This window comes from Rhizobium esperanzae (assembly GCF_014197615.1).
GTDB classification, from domain to species: Bacteria; Pseudomonadota; Alphaproteobacteria; order Rhizobiales; family Rhizobiaceae; genus Rhizobium; species Rhizobium esperanzae_A.
The window spans coordinates 137836-156888 of the sequence record NZ_JACIFY010000007.1 but is presented as its reverse complement, the minus strand read 5'-3'; the positions used below and the strand labels follow the sequence as shown (position 1 = coordinate 156888).

Annotated in this window: 15 protein-coding genes; 14 read left to right on the top strand and 1 reads right to left on the bottom strand. The window is 59.6% G+C overall.

Annotated features, from left to right (window positions below):
- The first annotated feature begins 200 nt into the window (after nucleotides 1-200).
- The 14 genes from GGD57_RS11895 to GGD57_RS11830 all read left to right on the top strand — a co-directional run bounded on the left by GGD57_RS11895 (nucleotide 201) and on the right by GGD57_RS11830 (nucleotide 15721).
- Nucleotides 201-416, top strand: coding sequence for a hypothetical protein (locus GGD57_RS11895; protein WP_086156681.1), 216 nt, complete (start codon nucleotides 201-203; stop codon nucleotides 414-416).
- 12 nt (nucleotides 417-428) lie between these two features.
- Complete coding sequence (locus GGD57_RS11890) at nucleotides 429-1904, top strand: cytosine permease (RefSeq protein ID WP_184469880.1); 1476 nt, start codon at nucleotides 429-431, stop codon at nucleotides 1902-1904.
- A 340-nt stretch (nucleotides 1905-2244) separates the two neighbouring features.
- Nucleotides 2245-3684 (top strand): aldehyde dehydrogenase family protein, encoded by a 1440-nt coding sequence (locus tag GGD57_RS11885; protein ID WP_184469878.1) that lies wholly within the window; start codon nucleotides 2245-2247, stop codon nucleotides 3682-3684.
- The gene (locus tag GGD57_RS11880) at nucleotides 3684-4712 is read left to right on the top strand and encodes a phosphotransferase (RefSeq protein ID WP_184469876.1); all 1029 of its coding nucleotides are present in this window, start codon (nucleotides 3684-3686) and stop codon (nucleotides 4710-4712) included. Before GGD57_RS11885 ends, GGD57_RS11880 begins: the two co-directional genes overlap by 1 nt.
- 187 nt (nucleotides 4713-4899) lie before the next feature.
- Nucleotides 4900-6075: a saccharopine dehydrogenase family protein gene (locus GGD57_RS11875; RefSeq protein WP_184469874.1), complete on the top strand. Its 1176-nt coding sequence runs from the start codon at nucleotides 4900-4902 to the stop codon at nucleotides 6073-6075.
- Nucleotides 6072-6866 (top strand): SDR family NAD(P)-dependent oxidoreductase, encoded by a 795-nt coding sequence (locus tag GGD57_RS11870; RefSeq protein ID WP_184469872.1) that lies wholly within the window; start codon nucleotides 6072-6074, stop codon nucleotides 6864-6866. Before GGD57_RS11875 ends, GGD57_RS11870 begins: the two co-directional genes overlap by 4 nt.
- A gap of 12 nt (nucleotides 6867-6878) precedes the next feature.
- Nucleotides 6879-8033 carry an NAD(P)/FAD-dependent oxidoreductase gene (locus GGD57_RS11865; protein WP_184469870.1) on the top strand — a complete coding sequence of 385 codons (1155 nt, stop codon included), beginning with the start codon at nucleotides 6879-6881 and terminating at the stop codon, nucleotides 8031-8033.
- Between the two features lie 28 nt (nucleotides 8034-8061).
- Nucleotides 8062-8916, top strand: coding sequence for a 5'/3'-nucleotidase SurE (gene surE / locus GGD57_RS11860; RefSeq protein WP_184469868.1), 855 nt, complete (start codon nucleotides 8062-8064; stop codon nucleotides 8914-8916).
- Nucleotides 8913-9746 carry an SDR family NAD(P)-dependent oxidoreductase gene (locus tag GGD57_RS11855; protein WP_184469866.1) on the top strand — a complete coding sequence of 278 codons (834 nt, stop codon included), beginning with the start codon at nucleotides 8913-8915 and terminating at the stop codon, nucleotides 9744-9746. The genes surE and GGD57_RS11855 overlap by 4 nt, the downstream gene beginning before the upstream one ends.
- On the top strand, nucleotides 9743-10468 hold the full coding sequence (locus tag GGD57_RS11850) for an SDR family NAD(P)-dependent oxidoreductase (RefSeq protein WP_184469864.1): 726 nt from the start codon (nucleotides 9743-9745) through the stop codon (nucleotides 10466-10468). The genes GGD57_RS11855 and GGD57_RS11850 overlap by 4 nt, the downstream gene beginning before the upstream one ends.
- Nucleotides 10469-10614: 146 nt before the next feature.
- Nucleotides 10615-11364 (top strand): electron transfer flavoprotein subunit beta/FixA family protein, encoded by a 750-nt coding sequence (locus GGD57_RS11845; protein ID WP_184469862.1) that lies wholly within the window; start codon nucleotides 10615-10617, stop codon nucleotides 11362-11364.
- A gap of 24 nt (nucleotides 11365-11388) precedes the next feature.
- Nucleotides 11389-12321 carry an electron transfer flavoprotein subunit alpha/FixB family protein gene (locus GGD57_RS11840; protein ID WP_184469860.1) on the top strand — a complete coding sequence of 311 codons (933 nt, stop codon included), beginning with the start codon at nucleotides 11389-11391 and terminating at the stop codon, nucleotides 12319-12321.
- A gap of 50 nt (nucleotides 12322-12371) precedes the next feature.
- Entirely contained in the window at nucleotides 12372-13280 is a 909-nt protein-coding gene (locus GGD57_RS11835) for an alpha/beta hydrolase (protein WP_184469858.1), read from the top strand.
- 221 nt (nucleotides 13281-13501) lie between these two features.
- Nucleotides 13502-15721 carry a methyl-accepting chemotaxis protein gene (locus GGD57_RS11830; protein ID WP_184469856.1) on the top strand — a complete coding sequence of 740 codons (2220 nt, stop codon included), beginning with the start codon at nucleotides 13502-13504 and terminating at the stop codon, nucleotides 15719-15721.
- Between the two features lie 174 nt (nucleotides 15722-15895).
- On the opposite strand, the gene GGD57_RS11825 is transcribed toward GGD57_RS11830, so the two are convergent.
- Entirely contained in the window at nucleotides 15896-18913 is a 3018-nt protein-coding gene (locus tag GGD57_RS11825; protein ID WP_432443349.1) for an error-prone DNA polymerase, read from the bottom strand.
- Nucleotides 18914-19053: the final 140 nt, after the last annotated feature.

Below are 19053 nucleotides of genomic sequence, written 5' to 3'. Positions count from 1 at the left end.
GCATTTGTGGGCTTTTCAGATCGGCATGGGCCGCGACGGAAGCGCTTGACATATCGGCGATATGGGAGGAGTATTAATGATCGTTCATTCATTGTTGCTCTTGTTGGAAAAGGGTTTGATGGCGAACGAGGCGCCGCTGCTGCGGGCCAAATAGTAAAGAGCCGGCAACCGGCCGGGAACGTCCAGAAAAGGGAACGACGATGTCAATTGAATTGGAACGGGCCCACCTGCCCGAAGCCCGCGGGTTCGAGGTTGCTCTGGATGCGGAGCTCGCCAGACGAATCCAATCCTTGGAAGAGTCTCCGCATATCGACTCCGAATGCTACGCGCCGACGCGCGCCTGCTTCGTCGAAGCCACGAGTTGGGCAATTCTCGGGGTCGCGATCTGGATCGCGACACTGTTCTATTTCGGTTAAGGAGGAGAACCCATGAGCAGCGATATCAAACTCACCCAATCAAGAGTCACGGAGGAGGCTCTATCAGGGCGACTTCCGTTGCGCAGCAGCGAACGAGTCTACAACGGCTACGGCTCGTTTCTTTGGACATGCACGGCATTCAGCGCCGCGACCTGGGCGTTCCTCATTGGAGGGTTCCTTCCCTATGTTGGCGATGTTCGTGTAGGTGTGCTCGGTTACCTGGCCGGGATGCTGATTGGAATGGCCGTCGTCGTGTTGGCGTCGGGCTTGCCGTCTTTCAAATATGGCGTTGAGCCGATCGATGCGGCCAAGGCGTCTTTCGGTCCCTATGGCATTGTCCTGCCACTGTTTGGATTGCTGGCAACTTGTGTCGGCTGGACATATGTGGTGGTTGCGTTGACTGCCCGAGGAGCAGCCAACGTCTTGCAGACAGTGGAGCAATCGGAGGTGGCGACGGCCGAGCCCGTGGTAATCGGCTTGGCGCTGTTCACAATGTTCGCCGTCTGGTTGGTCGCGAGCAAAGGACCATGGTTGTTCGAACGCATCAGCAACTACATAGCGCCCGGCCACATTCTGGTGACCGTCGTGATGTTCGCCATCCTGCTCTATCATTATGGCGCCGGCCTCTGGACGCTGCAGGTTCCGGCGGATCAGCGCCTCGCGTCCACGCCAGGACAGGGTTTCGCGCTGGCAGTCGAATTCGGCATCTCGAACTCGCTGACATGGTGGCCCATTATGGGTGGCCTGACACGATTGGTGAGACGCCGTTCGCATATCGTCGGTCCGTCCGTCGTCGGCGTCGGCGTGCTGGGCGCCGCCTTCATATCGATGGTCGCCGCCTTTGCCGCTCTGTCTGCGGGAACGCCCGATCCGACGATCTGGATGATCAAACTCGCCGGCCCCGCATTGGGTTCGCTGATCATGACCTTCGTTCTCGCGGCCAACATTGCGACGATGGTGATCATGCTTTATCTGGCAGGGGTTTCGATTCAACAAATAAAACCGTTGACGCGCGTTCGTTGGGATATCCTGATCGCTCTGATGCTGCTGCCCGGTGTCTATGTGGCATTTCGAACCGAGTGGACTCTCTCGATCGTCATGAGTTGGCTTTCCTATAACGGCGTTATGTTCGTCGGCATTACGGGCGTTACCTTTGTCGACTACTTCATCCTTCGCAAAGAGACGCTTGCACCGGCACATTTGTTCTCACGTGATCCGTCGAGCAAGTACTGGTTCTGGGGCGGCGTCAATTGGGTCGCGGTGATCATATCGGTGCTTTCGGTCGCGCTGTACCTTTACCTGTACAATCCAGTCACGACTGCGATGCATCCGTTGGCCCACACGCTGGGGGCCGGCATTCCGACTGTGGTCGTTTCCGGTATCGCATATTACCTGATTATGAGGATGTTCGTCATTCCCAGCGGCAAGGGCGGATATAAGCAGGCTGGTTCCGCGACTACTTCGCCGGAAGTCATACCTACCCTCTAACCAGACAGCTCTGACGAGAAATCGCGGCGGCGGTGGAGCATCCATCGGCGCCGTTAACGTTCGCGCTTTAAATCGGCGAACGCAGATTTGCGATTCCGTCAGTTTGATGACGCAATTCAAAAAGATTCATTGACTACCGCCTGAATACGTGGATTAATGAGCGTTAATTAATATCGGGATGACGCCCAGCTATCTGGCGCTCCCGAATACCGGGAACCGAGCAAGCCGCCGAGCACGACGAACCACGGTTTCGCCGAGATCCAGCGGATCGCGCGGAGAAGCGCCAGAACCAGCGGTGACAAGCCACAACCGGCTCCATGCGATTAAACAGGAGGAAAAAATGACAATCAGGGAACTACGTCCGCTTATCGGCGGATCTTTCTGGTCGAAGGGAAACGACTTCGACGTTTTCGAACCGGCGACTGGAAATGTGATCGCTCGCGTGCCGAATGTCGGACCAGAAGGGGTGGATGCTGCCGTAGCCGCCGCCAAGGAAGCCTTCGGAACCTGGTCCTCGACGCCGCCCAAGGACAGGGCCGCCGCGTTGCTTGCGTTTACCGATGAAATCATGGCCCGCGTCGACGAGTTTGCCGAACTCGAAGCACGTGACGTTGGCAAGCCGCTCGAAAAGGCGCGCGCCGAGATGGCCTCTGCCGCAGACAAATATCGTTTCTTCGCTGGTGCGTGCCGGACCATGCTGGTGCCTGCCATGGGTGAATACAAACCCGGCATCACGAGCATGGTGCGACGCGAGCCAATCGGAGTCGTCGGCGCAATTGCTCCCTGGAACTACCCGATGGGCATGACCGCCTGGCGTATCGGCCCCGCGTTGGCAGCCGGCAACACTGTCGTTTTGAAGCCCACGCAGGTGACGCCGCTAACTGCCCTTCTCCTGGGCGAAGTAGCGCAGAAGTTTTTTCCACCGGGCGTCGTCAACATTGTCACCGGTTTCGGCAGCACGACCGGCACGCATCTGGTTCGGCACCCGGATGTTGCCATGGTTTCGCTCACCGGTGGCACGGACACCGGGCGTTCCGTGATGCGGGACGCAGCTGAGAGCATCAAGGTCGTTCATCTCGAACTCGGCGGCAAGGCGCCGGTTATTGTCTTCGAGGATGCGAATATCGACCGCTTGGCGACAACGCTGAGAAGCGCGGCCTTCGGAAATTCCGGTCAGGACTGCACAGCCGCCTGCCGTGTCTACGTCTCGAAAAAGCGCGAAAAGGACGTCGTCGAGGCGTTGGCATCGATGGCCAAGGGGATCAAGGTCGGCAATGGGTATGCTGAGCGCGGGATCGACATGGGCCCCGTGGTGTCTGCAAAACACCATGAATTCGTCTCGGGATTCGTCGATCGAGCCGTAAAGAATGCATCGGGACGCGTCGTCGCTGGTGGACCTATCGCCGGCCCCGGCTACTTCTACGCGCCGACCGTTGTCGATGGTGTCGAGCACGGCGCCGAGATCATCCAGAAGGAGATTTTCGGGCCTGTTGTAGCCGTCACCACGTTTGAAGACGAGGCTGACGCCATTGCCAAGGCAAACGACCTTGAGGTCGGATTGGCCGCTTCGATCTGGACGTCCGACATCGAGCGGGCGATCGTCGCCGCTGGCCGGGTCAAGGCCGGCAGCGTCTGGATCAATGATCACGGACCGACGGCGGCTGAGATGCCGTTCGGCGGCTACAAACAGTCCGGCATCGGCCGCGATCTGTCGATCTATGCGATCGAAGCGCACACCGAACTGAAGCACATAGCCATCACACACCGGGAGCGAATCTGATGATCCCGGCTGCAAGCTCGAAAAACTCAGGATCCGGTGACCTTCAGGCTCGATGTGTATTCGAGGACGACGTGCCTGACCTTGTGCGGAACACCGCTGTCAATCTTCTCGATCAATGGCGCTTCCTGCCCGACGAAGGTGCCATACGTTTCTCGATCCTGCCCGGCGGCGCAAACAACATCAACCTCGTGCTTCGACACGCCGACGGGAAATGGGCCCTGAAGATTCGTGAGCCCGATGCATCGTTTGCCGGCACGTCGGTAACAGCCGCTGTCGAGGCACAAGCCATGGCTGCGAGTTTCGGACTGGCGCCCGCCGTAGTCGCCAAATGCCTGCCCGAAGGGCATTTCATGTCCGAATTTGTGGAGGGGGAAACGTTGCGCCCGCAGCACATCCGGCATCCTTCCATGGCGCCGAGGATCGTCGATACGCTGAAGCAACTTCACGCGCATCACTTCTCGCCCAGAAAATTTGACATTTTCGACGATCTGCGAGGCTTTATGGCGGGAGCCGCCAAACTGGGAGGCTCCTATCCAGCATCCTACGCGGCGCTTTGGGAAATTGCCCAACGCTTCGAATCCATTCTCGCTGGAGCGAACGCACCTGTCGGCTTCGGCCACAACGATCTCGTGCCGCAGAACTTCATCGCATGTTCGGACAGCGTGAAGATGGTCGATTTCGACTACGCTGGCGAAGCCCTGCTCGCGATAGATCTCGCAAGCGTAACTTCGCAAGCGGAAATGTCCGACGACGAAACGACGACATTTCTGCGGCTCTACGATCCGAACCTCGATAAGAACCAGATCGCCCGCGTACAGGTCCTTCGTTTCGTCAACGCGCTGCGCGAGGTGGCCTGGGCTGCGATGGCGGAGCCATTCATGGCGGCCAAGACGACCCTCCTCGACGGTTGGAGCTATCGCTCCCATGCCGACGTCAACATCCGCTTGGCCGAGGCTCTCATTCGCCAAAACCCCCTCGACGACCTCGCTTCCAAGGCGGGATTTGTCAGGCCTGGCGCATTATTCTGACGGAGGAACCGATGTCCACTGTTCTTCTCCAGACGGTCGCCGACCCGCATCAGACGTACCCCGCGCCAAGGAGGCTACGCGATGCTGGAGCTTGGTCGCATGCCAATCAATCGCCCTTGCTTGGAAGAGAGGGTTCACCCAACTGCAACGGCTTTGTCGAAGTCGCGAAAATGAAGGAGTGCCGCTAATGGCCCGTCAGTGGAAGACAATTGTAATCGGTGCAGGCGGGTCGCAGGCACAAGCGATGCTGCGCGGGATTGCGCGCGCCGGAGCGACTGAGGGTTGGCTCGCTATCGATCGCGCCTGGCGGCCGCAGACACGTGCTGCAACTGAAGAGATGGGCTTCGCCGTTCAGGAACTGAATCCGCTCGAACAACCGGAAACTCTGCACAGGCTGTTGGAAACGACCCGCCTCGTGGTGAACATGGCTGGACCTTACTATAAGACCGGCTTTGCCATCCTCGACGCCGCCATCGAAACCAGGACTGACTATCTCGATATCTGCGATGATGCTGACATCACCCTACCGATGCTCGAGCGGGACACCCGCGCCAAACAGGCCGGCATTTCCGCCCTCATCGGAATGGGCTCCTCCCCCGGAACGACGAACATCCTGATCCGAAGTGCTGTCGACCATCTCGGCCCAGTCGACGATGTTGACATCTACTGGACCGTAGACGTCGCAGATCTGACCGAAGCCGCAATCCGGCACTTCTGGCATTGCTTCAATTTGGTCGATGCGGACGGCACGATACATGAAGTGACGGGCTGGGATGGCCTGGAGCGCCGGCATGTCGAGTTCCCGGCGCCGGTCGGCCTGCAGACGGTCGTCAGGCTCGCCCATCCGGAGCCCTTGACGGTGCCGCGTTTTCTTCCGGTCAAGCGCGCCTCCAATTTCGGAGGGCTCAATCCGGAAGAGGCACTCATTACTGCCTGGGCGCTCGCGCATATTGCCGATGAACAACGTTCCAATGGAGAACTTACCGATCCCGCGGCCAGCCTTTTTCGCCATTACAGGGAAAGACGCGTTGGAGCGCCACGGATTGGCAGCGGCATGATCATTGATGTGCACACGGCTGGCTCCGGTCTGAGGTTTGCAGCTGGCAGCGACGGTGGGATGGACGATTCCACCGGAATTCCGGCCGCAGCCGGCGCGTTGTTGATGCTTGATGGAAAGATCAACCGCCGGGGCGCCTTTGCGCCGGAAGTGGTACACCCCGCCGACTTTTTTGAAGTGCTGCGACGCGTGAGCACGGGCGGCGGCGGCTTGTCTCTCTTCAGACTTGAAGACGGCGTCCCGACGGAACGGTTGAGAATCCGCGATCTGGTGGCGGGAGAAATTGGCCAAAGGGAGGTGGCATGATGCAAGAGCTTGAAGGAAAGGTTGCCCTTGTTACCGGTGGCGGCCGCGGAATTGGCGCCGGCATTGCGGAGGGCCTGGCTCAGGCCGGTGCAACGGTGGCCCTCATGGGACGAAGCCGGGCACCGCTTGAGGAGGTTGCCGCGCGTATTCAGGCGGGCGGCGGGAGAGCTTCCGTTCATATCGGAAGCGTCAGTAATCCCGACGAAGTCGAACGCGTGCTTGATGATGTACTGGCCGCACATGGTAGCCTGGAGATCATTGTCAACAATGCTGGCATCGTTGACGAAGCGGATTTCCTCGATATCTCGCTCGAGGGCTGGAACAAGACCATCGGCACAGATCTGACCGGAGCGTTCCTGGTGACCCAGCGGGCCGCACGCAGGATGCGCGGCACAGGCGGCGGCTCCGTGGTCAACATCGCCTCGATTGACGCCAATGGCTACGACGGTCCTCAGGGTTCGTATGTCGCCGCGAAGGCGGGCCTTGTCGGTCTGACGAAGAACGCTGCGGTCGAGCTCGCGCAACACAGTATCCGGGTGAACTCAGTCAGCCCGGGCTGGACGCGCACGCCAATGGTCGAGGAATTCGTGTCTGAGAAGGCACTTCAGCACATGATGACCGACTTTCAGCGCGTGCCCATGAAGCGGCTTGTCGAGATCCCTGAGCTCGCCAACGCGGTCGTCTTTCTTGTCTCTGACAAGGCTTCCGCGATTACCGGAATCGACTTGCCGGTCGACTGCGGAACGCTGGCGACGCTCTACGTCTACGAAACCATCCGGCCCTTGTTCTGAAGGAGGACGACGATGTCGCCACGTATCGCCATTATCGGAGCGGGGGTCGCAGGCTGCGGTGCCGCGCTGAGAGCCACGCAACTTCATGCCAAGGACGTCGTCGTTCTGGAAAAGGGCACGCCGGCCTCCGGATCTTCGGGCCGCTCGGCAGGGGTTTATAACACACAAACGCTCGATCCCTTGCAGATCGAGATCCGCATCCGTTCGCGGGAAATTCTGTTCCAGCTGGAACGCAACCGCGGTCTGCCGCTGGCCCGCATCGGCAATATCCGCATTGCAACAACGGAAGCGGACATCCCCAAACTGGAATCCGCACTCGCAACGATCAAGAGCTTCGGGGCGGACGATACGCGGATATTGTCACAAAAGGAGCTGCAGGCTCTCGTTCCCGACCTGCGCTGCGACGATGTCGTCGCCGGCCTGTACGGCGTCAACGACGGTCATCTCGACGGACACCTCCTTTGCTCCGCGCTGATCGATGAAGCACGCGATCTCGGCGCGAAGGTAATGAACAATGCAGAGGTGCTTGCCTACGAAAAGCGTGGATCGACGCATGTACTGTCAACCACGCGCGGAAAGATCGAATGCGACGTGGTGATCAACGCCGCAGGGGCCTGGGCGGGGCAAGTTGGCAATTTGCTGGGACATGCAGCACCTATCAAACCAGAAGTGCACGAGGTGATCATCGTCAAGCTGCCGCGCAAGCTCGATTACGTTGTGCCAATGTGCAACTTCTATATGCCTGGCCAGAACGGCGCCGGTATCTATTTCAGGCAAGACGGCGAGGATTCGCTGATTGCCGGGCTTCACACCTACTATTCTGTCGAAGGCCATGAAGTCAGCAATCCCGACTCCTATAGCCCGCCGGATGGCGACGACTATTTTCTCGAGGTAGCGCAACTCGTCAGCGATCGGCTGCAGATCGACGACCTTGGCTTCAGAAACGGCTGGCATGGGCTCTATCCATTGAGCGCCGACGGGGAGTTCCAAATCGGCCCCTACGCCGCTGATCCCTCCGTCATCGCCGTCGCCGGCATGGGTGGCACGGGAGTAACGAGCGGTGCGCTGACAGGAGCCCTTGCTGCCGAGTGGGCGATACTCGGCAAGCCGGCCAGCGTTCCCAATGCCGTGAAGCTTCTGCCCGATAGGCTATCGCGGGCGGCTTGAAACAGATCATTCCAGGAAAGGCGCCGACGTGAAAGTCCTGCTTACAAATGACGATGGTTACCAATCCCCCGGAGTTGCAGCGGCACGCGACGCGCTGATCGCCTGCGGCCTTCAGGTGCTGACGGTTGCGCCCGACGGGCCGCGCAGCGGTACATCGAGATCCGCCTCGTTTCGCAAGGCGATTACGATGACCAAGGCCGGCGGTGACGACGTCAATCCGATTTATGTCACCAATGGTACCCCAACCGATTGCGTTCGCGTCGCCGTTCTTTCCGGCCTTGCTTCGGAAGTCGACGCCGTTGTGTCCGGCATCAACGAAGGTGCGAACCTCGGCGATGACGCCACCTATTCCAGCACGCTCGGATCTGCAATCGAAGGCGCTTTGTTGGGCTTTCCAGCACTTGCCGCATCCCAGCAGTCCCGGGACGGCCGTTTCCGGCTGGTCGATCTGACCGACTACGATTTCAGCTGCGGCGCCCAGATAATGGCGGAGCTTACCAGGCTGATGATCCGGGACCGGTCAAAGCTTCCGCCCCGATCGGTTTTGAACTTCAATGCACCCGCCCTGCCCGCGGGCGAGATCAAGATCGCAAGTCTCGATCGCCGCGTCTGGGATCCGTCTCGCATCCACTCGATCGAGACAGAGAACGGTCCCGGATGGCTGCTTTTCGACACGCATCCTGAACGCGATCCGATTTTTGAGCATCGACCAGGATCCGATTCCTGGGTGCTGTCACAGGGCCATGCGGCGCTCACGCCCCTCAACTTCGAATGGACCTTGCCAGGCGCGCGACGCGGGTTCGCCAGATGGACGCGCTCCGCTGTTGCCGAGCTCAATGAAGCGCTCGCTTCCGAGCAATCGGGAAAGGAGCTGGGATCATGAACGACAATTCCTGCGTGGTGATCAGCGGTGCCGGCGGCGAGATGGGGCGGGCGCTGGCCAGCCGATTTGCTCGCGACGGGCATGATATCGTCTTGCTTGATCGTGATGTCGCCGAATTTGGTCCAATCGAGGAGAAGTTGCTTCGAGCCGGCGCCGCAAGGGTATTTTCCTTGGCTGCCGATCAGACGGATCCGGACGCGCTCGAAAAAGCCGTTTCTGAGATCGGCGATCGCTTCGGCGCGATCGGAACTTTTGTCGCAAATGCCGGCTTCGCGAGATTTGGGGGTTTCCTCGAAACTTCCAGAAAGGTTTGGGATCTCCATGTCGACATCAATCTCAACGGCACGTTTCATCTCTGCCAGTCCGTCGCACGCAACATGGTCGCGGGGGGCAAGGGAGGAAGCATAACCTTGATCTCGTCCTGCCTTGCTCTGTTCCACGCGGACCAAACCGGCGCATATAGCGCGACAAAGGCTGCGCTGCTGATGTTGACCAGGACCATGGCAGCGGAGCTGGGAATCTACCGTATCAGGACCAACTCCGTCCTTCCGGGCGTCGTGGAAACCGCGATGACCCGGCCAATGCTTGATGTTCCCGGCTGCCGGGATGCGCTGTTACAAGAGACACCGGCAGGGCGCCTGGGCAAACCGGAGGACATTGCTGAGGCAGTCGCGTTTCTGGCGAGTCCAGCAGCTGGTTTCATAACGGGGGCATCGCTGCTCGTCGACGGCGGGCAATCCATTTATGGCCAACCGCAATGGGTTCGCCAGGATCGTTCCACGCCGGGTGAACCCAGATGGCTGTCCACCGCAGACGGTTCCCCGGCATGAGCGAGGGCCAGAACGTGAAAGCTCCAGCACCACGCGAAACCGCTCTCGTCACTGGTGCCGCGTCGGGCATTGGTGCTGCCGTGGCGCGGCGGTGTTGGGAACGAGGGTTGAACGTTTTCATGCTCGACCGGAACGTCGACGGCCTTCGAAACCTGTTGTCAGACGCGGATGGCAGCGGCGGAACGGTGAAGGCTTTCCAGGCGGATGTCTCCGACGGCGCAAAGCTTGGAGAGATCTTTGCCGAGATTGGTCGCCTCGGGGGCGTCGACCACGTCGTTCATTGTGCCGGTGTGGCGCGGGTCGGAACCGTCACCGAAATGGATGAGGCGACCTTTGACCTGGTAATAAACGTCAATCTCAAGGGTACTTTCTTGCTGGCCAAGCAAACAATGCCCTTTCTTGTGAGACGGAAAGGAAGCTTTACCGCGATTGCATCCGACGCCGGTACGCAAGGCGCGTCGAGCTATGCCGCATATTGCGCAAGCAAGCACGGCGTGCTGGGCTTGATCAGGTCGATGGCATTGGACCATGGGCCGCAGGGTGTCCGGTGCAACGCTATCTGCCCGGGCTTCGTCCAAACTCCGATGCTGGAGCAGCTGTTTGCTTACAACCCGCTCGACCGTGGCTTTTACGAAAGGAGCGTTCCGCTTGGACGATTGCGCGCCCGGAGGATGTTGCCGAATTGGCAGCATTCATTGCATCGACAGCTGGAGCCTATCTGAACGGGCCGTCATTGCGCTGGATGGAGGCTCCACAGCTGGATATTTGAGCGCCGGTTGAGGGCTGCAACCGCGTTGCATATCCTAGGTGCTAGGCAGCTGGCTCGTCGCGCACCATTTCCCAAATAATTTAAACGGAGACTGCGAAGGTGAAAGTTCTCGTCACAGTGAAACGGGTCGTCGACTACAACGTGAAGATCCGGGTGAAGGCGGATGGATCGGGTGTCGAGCTTGCCAATGTGAAGATGTCGATGAACCCGTTCGACGAGATCTCGGTGGAAGAGGCGCTGAGATTGAAGGAGGCCGGCAAGGCCGAGGAAGTGGTGGTCGTGTCGATCGGCCCGGCCAAGGCCGAGGAGACGCTGCGCACGGCCCTTGCCATGGGTGCCGACCGGGCGATCCTGGTCGAGACCGACGATCAGGTCGAGCCGCTGGCGGTGGCCAAGATCCTGAAAGCGGTGGCTGATGCCGAACAGCCAGGCCTGATCATCACCGGCAAGCAGGCGATCGACGACGATTCGAACCAGACCGGCCAGATGCTGGCGGCGCTGCTGGGCTCAGCCCAGGCAACCTTCGCCTCGAAGATCGAGATTGGGGACGGCAAGGCGCAGGTCACCCGCGAGGTCGATGGCGGCCTGCAGACGATCGAGATCAAGCTGCCGGCGGTCATCACCACCGATCTCAGACTGAACGAGCCGCGTTATGCCTCGCTGCCGAACATCATGAAGGCGAAGAAGAAGCCGCTCGACAGACAAGCTCCTGCCGATTTCGGCGTCGACACGACGCCGCGGCTGAAGGTGCTGAAGACCGAGGAGCCGTCCGGCCGCAAGGCCGGCGTCAAGGTCAAGTCGGTCACTGAGCTTGTCGACAAGCTGAAGAACGAAGCCGGCGTGCTGTAACGGGCAAGAACAGGAGCAACGATCATGACCATTCTTCTTCTGGCCGACCATGACGGCCATCACCTTTCCGACCAAACCGCCAAGGCGCTGATGGCAGCTTCCCAGATCGGCTCCGACGTGCATGTGCTGGTTGCCGGCAAGGCCGCCAGGGCTGCGGCCGATGCGGCGGCCAAACTCTCCGGCGTCTCCAAGGTGCTGCTCGCCGAAAGCGACGCGCTTGCCAACCATCTCGCCGAACCGCTTGCCGACCTGATCGTCTCGCTCGCCGGTTCCTATGACACGATCGTCTCGGCCGCCACCTCGGTCGGCAAGACCGTGTTGCCACGGGTGGCCGCCCTGCTCGACGTCGCCCAGGTCTCGGAAATCATCGAGGTTGTCAGCCCCGACACCTTCAAGCGGCCGATCTATGCCGGCAATGCTATCCAGACCGTGCAGGTGACCGATGCCAAGAACGTCATCACTGTGCGCACGGCTTCCTTTTCCCCGGCCTCCCAAGGCCAAACTGCTGCCGTTGAGGAGATCTCAACGGCAGCCTTTTCTTCTGATCTTTCGGCGGTTGTCTCCAACGCGCTGTCGGCCTCCGAGCGTCCGGAACTGACCTCGGCCAAGATCATCATCTCCGGCGGCCGCGCCTTGGGTTCGGCCGAGAAGTTCATGGAAGTCATCCTGCCGGTTGCCGACAAGCTCGGCGCCGCCGTCGGCGCATCGCGCGCCGCGGTCGATGCCGGCTATGCCCCGAACGACTGGCAGGTCGGCCAGACCGGCAAGGTGGTGGCGCCTGATCTCTACATCGCCGCCGGCATCTCCGGGGCCATCCAGCATCTGGCCGGCATGAAGGATTCGAAGGTGATCGTCGCCATCAACAAGGACGAGGAGGCGCCGATCTTCCAGGTCGCCGACTACGGCCTCGTCGCTGATATTTTCGAGGCTCTGCCGCAACTCGTGAGTGCTCTTTAGCCTGCGGATGACCAACCGACGGACCAAGATCTGCATGAAAGGAGTGAAGAATGCGTGAGGACGTGACTTTCTGGTCAGAGGGAGACAGACTACGGGGCTGGTTCTATAGGCCAAGGAAAGACGCCTCCTCATTTCCGACGGTCATCTTGAGTCACGGGTTTTCGGCCGTGAAAGAGCAATATCTCGACAGATACGCCGAGGTATTTGCCGCACATGGGTTGGGAGCGCTGGTTTATGATCACGGATGCTTCGGCGAGAGCGAAGGTGAACCGCGATTCGAAGTTGATCCGGAACGACAGCGGCGGGGCTATCGCGATGCCATAACCTTTGTCCAAACTCTGGACGGCCCAGACCCAGAGCGTGTCGGCCTATGGGGTACGAGCTACAGCGGCGGACATGTCCTGGTGGTCGCGGCTCAGGATCGGCGTGTAAGAGCAGTGGTCGCCCAGGTTCCGACAATCAGTGGATCAAAAGTTGCCGTTCGCCGCGCGACATCCCCGCAAGCTGCGAAACTGAGGAAAAGTCTCTCGAACGATCGTATAGCTCGGGTGCTTGGTAAGGGGAGCGCATATGTTGACGTCGTGACGAGCGATCCCGAAGGACCGTGCGCCTTACCCGGGGCCGACAGCTTCGAGTATTTTAGCCGTTCTCGGACAATGGCGGTAAATTGGAACCCCCAGGTGACGCTGCGGAGTCTTGAATTGGCAAGGGCAAACGAGCCCGGCGCTTTTGTCAGACTAATCAGCCCGACGCCACTGCTGATGATCGTTGCGGAAAACGACCACCTCACCCCAACCGACCTTGCATTGGACGCGTTTGACCGGGCCGGGGAGCCAAAAGCTTTGGAGGTTCTGGCTGGCGGTCATTTCGCGCCATACACCGACCTTTTCGAGCGCTCCAGTCGCGTCGCAGCCGAATGGTTTGTTGAACAGCTCATCGGAAGACCGAAGGTTCTCTGACGGCGCGTCATCCTGCGATAGCCTGGCTATCCCGAGGCAGATGACCCAGCGCACAAGTCATTGATCGGACATCATGAACGATTGTTCATAGAATGCTTCCAAGATGCGACCAAATTGCCCGCTGCCCCCCAATGTGCGCACAGTCATTGCTTACATTAACAATCGTTCGTTAATATAGTCGGGTTATGATCCGACGATGTGGTGTCGCAGGGGAGTCGGACATGAAACAGAGCGCGAGGAAATCACTTATCTTCAAGGTCATTGGGGTCACCGTCATTTCGATCACGGTGGTTCTCGTGCTTGCAAATACGCTGCTGGTCTACGCAACCGGCAACCGCATTGCGGAACTAACGGTTCAGCAGGCGAGGCTTGAAGCTTCCAAAGTCGCAAATGAGATATCAGCCGAGCTCGGACAGCTTGCGGCGCCCACCGCCACGATGGCCGAAGTCATCGGTCAAGGACGAGAAAAGGACTATCTGGATCGATCGGCGGTGATCGACATACTTCGTGCGAACGCGCGATCAAAAATAGTACTGAGCAGTTGGTTCATGGAAGAGCCGAATGCCTTCGACGGCAAGGCATCTGAGCATAAGGGTGACGCCAAGCTTGGCACTGCCGAAGATGGTGCGTTTTCGCCAACCTGGACCCGAAGCGGAGATAGCCTATCGATGGCGCCGGTCTCACTCGACTACACCGGCGAATATTATCGGGTGGCAGCAAAATCGCGCAAAGGATATCTAACGGAACCATATGTGTGGACCGACAAGAATGGCTCCTTCTTGCTTGCCAGCATCTCTTATCCGGTCCTGTCTTCAGGTAAGTTGATCGGTGTTATCGGCACGGACATCGACCTTACGGCGCTGTCGAAAAAGCTCTCCGACTTGCGGCCGTTTGGTTCTGGCCGCGTTCGATTGATTTCTCAGTCAGGGAAATGGATCGTTGCCCCGAATCCCGATCTCATTACCAAAGCTTACGATGGTCCCGGTTCGGAAGACGTACAACAGGCGTTGTCTAATCAAGAACTCGTCGTAGTGGCGAACGTTGAACTTGACGAAACATCGTACAGCCGCATCTTGTTTCCTTTTCATGTTCCAGGCCTCAATACCAGTTGGATGGTGTGCGTCGACGTTCCCACCACAGTGATAACTTCAGCAGCGCGTCAGCAAATCACGCTGCTGGTAGGCGCCGGCATAGTCGTGTTGATGGCCATCGCCGGAACTCTTTATCTTACGATTAGAGCAATGATTCAGCGTCCGCTTGGCCGCTTGATGGGCACAATCGAGAGACTGGCCATTGAAGATTTCAGTGCATCGCCAAGTGATCAATCACGGTCTGACGAGATTGGTGGAGCTGCGACGGCGCTCGCGAAACTTCGAAAAGCTCTGATCAATGCCAAGACCACTGAGGCCGAGTCAGAAGCTACGCGCCAAATCGCAGCAAAAGAACGGTCCGACGCCGAGGCGGCGCGCATCGATGCACTAAACCTGCAGCGCAGGATCGTCGGCACGGTTGGCCGAGCTCTTGGCGATCTGTCGGCCGGCAACCTGACTTGCCGGATCACCGAGGAGTTTCCCGGGGAATACCGTAAATTGCAGCTCGATTTCAATGCCGCGCTGGAAAGTCTGGAGCAAACGATCGCAACCGTAAATAATAGCGTGTGCCAGATCAGCGCTGGCGTCGACACGATCAGCAGCAGCTCCGACAATCTTTCTCGCCGAACCGAAATGCAAGCCTCAGGACTTGAGGAAACCGCCGCGGGAATGACGGAACTGACAGAGCAAGTTCAGGCAAGCGCAACCAACGCACGCTCCGCGTCAACAAGTGTCCGAGCCGCAACCGAAAATGCCAAAAACACTGGTGAGATCGTAGGGCAAGCGATCTCGTCTATGGAAAATATCAGCCGCTCATCGCTGGAGATCACCCGGATTACTGGTGTAATCGATGAAATTGCCTTCCAGACAAATCTTTTGGCTTTGAACGCCGGTGTAGAGGCAGCTCGAGCCGGTGAGGCCGGCAAAGGATTTGCCGTGGTCGCTCAGGAGGTGCGCGAGCTTGCTCAGCGCTCAGCGATCGCCGCAAAGGAAATCAAAGCGCTGATCGGTGCTTCCGCCGTCGAGGTCAAAGAGGGTGTCGAACGGGTGGCAGGCGCCGGAGACGCGCTGGCGCGCATCACCACTCAGATCTTGGATATCAACGCCAGCGTTCAGCAAATCTCGACATCCGCTCAAGAACAGTCTTCAGGCTTGAAAGGAATAAGTGCTGCGTTGAACCAGATGGAGCACTTCACTCAGGCAAATACCGTGATGGTGGAAGAAATGACTGCGGCGAGCGCCTCTTTGTGGGACGAGGTGCGTCTCCTAAGCGAAGTCGTTGGCCGCTTTAGGGTATCTTCACGAGCGCCCCAGTTCAGGGAGCGCGATCGGACTGTAGCGGCAGCTTAGCTGTCGCCGGAACGATGTAGAACGAAGGTGAATATCGCAAGATGGGAGTACTGTGTTTTTAATCCCCGCGGCGCATCGCATCGAGGCGATCTTGCTAGCTGCAATATGCGCCGCCGAATGGGGCTGGTCTCGTTCGCCTTGACAGGATTCGAACCGACGGCCGCCCAATTGTCATCACCTGAAATCCCGCGTCTTCACCCTGATCTCATCGAGATGCAGATAGGGATCGACGATATCGCGCGGCCGCGGCCCCTTCGGCAGCCCGCGCGGATCGGGCGCCGGCGATCCGTGATGAAACTCATCCCCGCGCCCATGCGGAAGGGCAAAAGCCTGATCGCGCTCCCCGACGCTCCTGAGTTCTCCCGAAAGATCGGTGAGACGATGCGCAACGAGGTGCACGACCTCCCCTTTCCGCTGGATGCGGCCGTAGACACCGAGCATGCCGGCGCCGAGCACGGCGCGACGGTGTTTTTCGAAGACTTTCGTCCAGACCACGAGATTGGCAATGCCGGTTTCGTCCTCGATGGTGATGAACATCACGCCCCTGGCCGAACCCGGCCGCTGGCGGACAAGAACGAGGCCCGCGGCCTCAAGCCACTTTCCGTCGCGGGACTGCATCGCCTCGCGACAGGTGACGATGCGACGCTTCAGCAGGTCCGAGCGCAGAAACGAGAGGGGATGGGTGCGAAGCGTCAGTCCAACATGACCGTAGTCCTCGACCACCTCGCCACCCGCTGTCATCGGCCGGAGTTCCACCGCCGGCTCGTCGAGTTCCGGCACGGTCGCTTTCTCCCGTTCCGATGCTGCCGCGAAGAGCGGCAAGGGTTCATCGCGCAGCGCCTTGATCGCCCAGAGTGCCTCGCGGCGGGCGAGCTGCAGCGACGGCTGGAATGCATCGGCTTCGGCGAGCTCTACGAGCGACGCGGCGGGCACATTGGCGCGGCGCCAGAGATCGTCAACCGAGGCGAAGGGCTCATCGGCTCGCGCCGTGACGATCTTGGCGGCGTCGGCATTGGCCAGCCCCTTGACCATGCGCAGGCCGAGGCGAACAGCAAACCGGCCGTCGTCCACCGTTGGCTCCAGCATGCAATCCCAGCGGCTGGCGTTGACGCAGACGGGGCGAACCACGACGCCATGATCGCGCGCGTCGCGCACGATCTGGGCCGGCGCGTAAAACCCCATCGGCTGAGCATTGAGGAGAGCGGCGCAGAAGACGTCCGGATGCCAGCATTTCAGCCAGGACCAGGCATAGGCAATCAGCGCGAAGGAAGCGGCATGGCTTTCCGGGAAACCGTAGCTGCCAAACCCCTCCAGTTGCTTGAAGGTCTTTTCGGCGAATTCCTGCTCATAGCCATTTGCCACCATGCCTGTGATCAGCTTCTGCCCGAACTTCGACACGCCTCCAGTGTGCTTGAAGGTTGCCATGGCGCGGCGCAATTGATCGGCCTCGCCGGCAGTAAATCCGGCGCACTCGATCGCCACACGCATTGCCTGTTCCTGGAAGAGCGGCACGCCGAGCGTCTTGCCGAGCACCGCCTCCAGCTCCGGTTTGGGGAAGTCGACTTTTTCCTTTCCCTCCCGGCGCCTGAGATAGGGATGCACCATGTCGCCCTGGATCGGGCCGGGACGGACGATGGCGACCTCAATGACGAGGTCATAGAAGGTGCGCGGCTTGATCCGCGGCAGCATCGACATCTGCGCCCGGCTTTCGATCTGGAAGGTGCCGAGCGTGTCCGCCTTTCGGATCATCGCATAGGTGCGAGGGTCCTCGGGCGGGATCGTCGCGAGATCGAGATTGATGCCCTTGTGCTCGGCGAGCAGATCAAAGCCGCGCTTCATGCAGGAGAGCATTCCGAGCGCCAGGCAATCCACTTTCATGAACTTCAGGATGTCGATATCGTCCTTATCCCACTCGATGACCTGACGGTCGACCATGGCCGCCGGCTCGATCGGCACGAGCTCGTCGAGACGGTCACGGGTCAACACGAAGCCGCCAGGATGCTGCGACAAGTGGCGAGGTGCACGCATCAACTGCCTGGCAAGCTCCAGCGTCAGACGCAGGCGCCGGTCGCCCAGATTGAGGTTGAGCTCTTCGGCATGTTTTTCGCCGACATCCTCGCCCCAGCCCCAGACCTGTGACGACAACATCTTCGTCATGTCTTCGGGCAGGCCCAGCGCCTTGCCAACATCGCGGATGGCACCTTTCGAGCGGTAGCGGATGACGGTCGAACAGAGAGCCGCATGATCGCGCCCATAGGTTTCGAACACCCACTGCATGACGATCTCACGCCGCTCATGCTCGAAGTCGACGTCGATATCGGGCGGCTCACGCCGTTCCTCGGAAACGAAGCGCTCGAACAAGGGAGCGTTGCGATCCGGATCGATCGAGGTGATGCCGAGCACATAACAGACCGAGGTGTTGGCGGCCGATCCCCTGCCCTGACAGAGAATGTCCTTCGACCGCGCGAAGCGGACGATCGAGTTCACGGTTAGAAAGTAAGGCGCATAGTCGAGCCTCTCGATCAGCCGCAGCTCGTGCTCGAGCGTCGCCTTGACCTTCGGCGGCAAACCTTCCGGATAGCGCCAGGCGGCACCCTCCCAGGTCAGTTGCGCAAGCGTCTGCTGCGGCGTCAGGTCCGGATGTGCCCGCTCCTCCGGATACTGATAGGCAAGTTCGTCGAGCGAGAAGCGGCATCGCTCGATGATTTCGAGGGTACGGGCCAGCGCCTCGGGATAACGCGGGAAGAGCCGCGCCATTTCTTCCGGGGGCTTGAGATAGCGATCGGCGTGCCGTTCCCGCCGGAATCCAGCATCGTCGATGGTGATGTTGTGACGAATGCAGGTCACGACGTCCTGCAGGATGCGCCGTTCGGGGACATGAAACAGCACGTCGCTGGTGACGACCGTGGCGACACCCATAGCAGCCGCCATGTTGGAGAGCTGATGCAGCCTGAGCTGGTCGTTCGGCCGCCGGCGGAGCGTCCTTCGTGGAGCGCAGATTTCCTCGACAAAGTCGAGATCGAGAAAGCCAGGGATCAATTGTTCCACATGACGGGCCTCGCCCAACCTACCGGCGACAACCAATTGAGTAGCCCGGTAGTCCGAACCGTTGAAACGGTAGTTCAGCAGAGAAATGGCCGGATCACGGAATGAAAGCCACCATGGTCCGCCAGCTGCCGAATAGCGCAGCACTCTGATGATTGCGCTTGAAGGGATGGATCCCTTGTGAGAGCAGTTGCCGAGCAGGGCAAGCGACCTTTCGTGTCCAAGTCCGCACTCCGAAAGGGGTTTTAGAAGCTTGGAGAAATGCATTCCCTGTTCGTGTTTGTCTG

Bases quoted from the DNA above. Each gene is read 5' to 3' on its own strand.
- GGD57_RS11895 (WP_086156681.1), top strand. From the start codon at position 201: ATGTCAATTGAATTGGAACGGGCCCACCTGCCCGAAGCCCGCGGGTTC.
- GGD57_RS11890 (WP_184469880.1), top strand. From the start codon at position 429: ATGAGCAGCGATATCAAACTCACCCAATCAAGAGTCACGGAGGAGGCT.
- GGD57_RS11885 (WP_184469878.1), top strand. From the start codon at position 2,245: ATGACAATCAGGGAACTACGTCCGCTTATCGGCGGATCTTTCTGGTCG.
- GGD57_RS11880 (WP_184469876.1), top strand. From the start codon at position 3,684: ATGATCCCGGCTGCAAGCTCGAAAAACTCAGGATCCGGTGACCTTCAG.
- GGD57_RS11875 (WP_184469874.1), top strand. From the start codon at position 4,900: ATGGCCCGTCAGTGGAAGACAATTGTAATCGGTGCAGGCGGGTCGCAG.
- GGD57_RS11870 (WP_184469872.1), top strand. From the start codon at position 6,072: ATGATGCAAGAGCTTGAAGGAAAGGTTGCCCTTGTTACCGGTGGCGGC.
- GGD57_RS11865 (WP_184469870.1), top strand. From the start codon at position 6,879: ATGTCGCCACGTATCGCCATTATCGGAGCGGGGGTCGCAGGCTGCGGT.
- GGD57_RS11855 (WP_184469866.1), top strand. From the start codon at position 8,913: ATGAACGACAATTCCTGCGTGGTGATCAGCGGTGCCGGCGGCGAGATG.
- GGD57_RS11850 (WP_184469864.1), top strand. From the start codon at position 9,743: ATGAGCGAGGGCCAGAACGTGAAAGCTCCAGCACCACGCGAAACCGCT.
- GGD57_RS11840 (WP_184469860.1), top strand. From the start codon at position 11,389: ATGACCATTCTTCTTCTGGCCGACCATGACGGCCATCACCTTTCCGAC.
- GGD57_RS11835 (WP_184469858.1), top strand. From the start codon at position 12,372: ATGCGTGAGGACGTGACTTTCTGGTCAGAGGGAGACAGACTACGGGGC.
- GGD57_RS11830 (WP_184469856.1), top strand. From the start codon at position 13,502: ATGAAACAGAGCGCGAGGAAATCACTTATCTTCAAGGTCATTGGGGTC.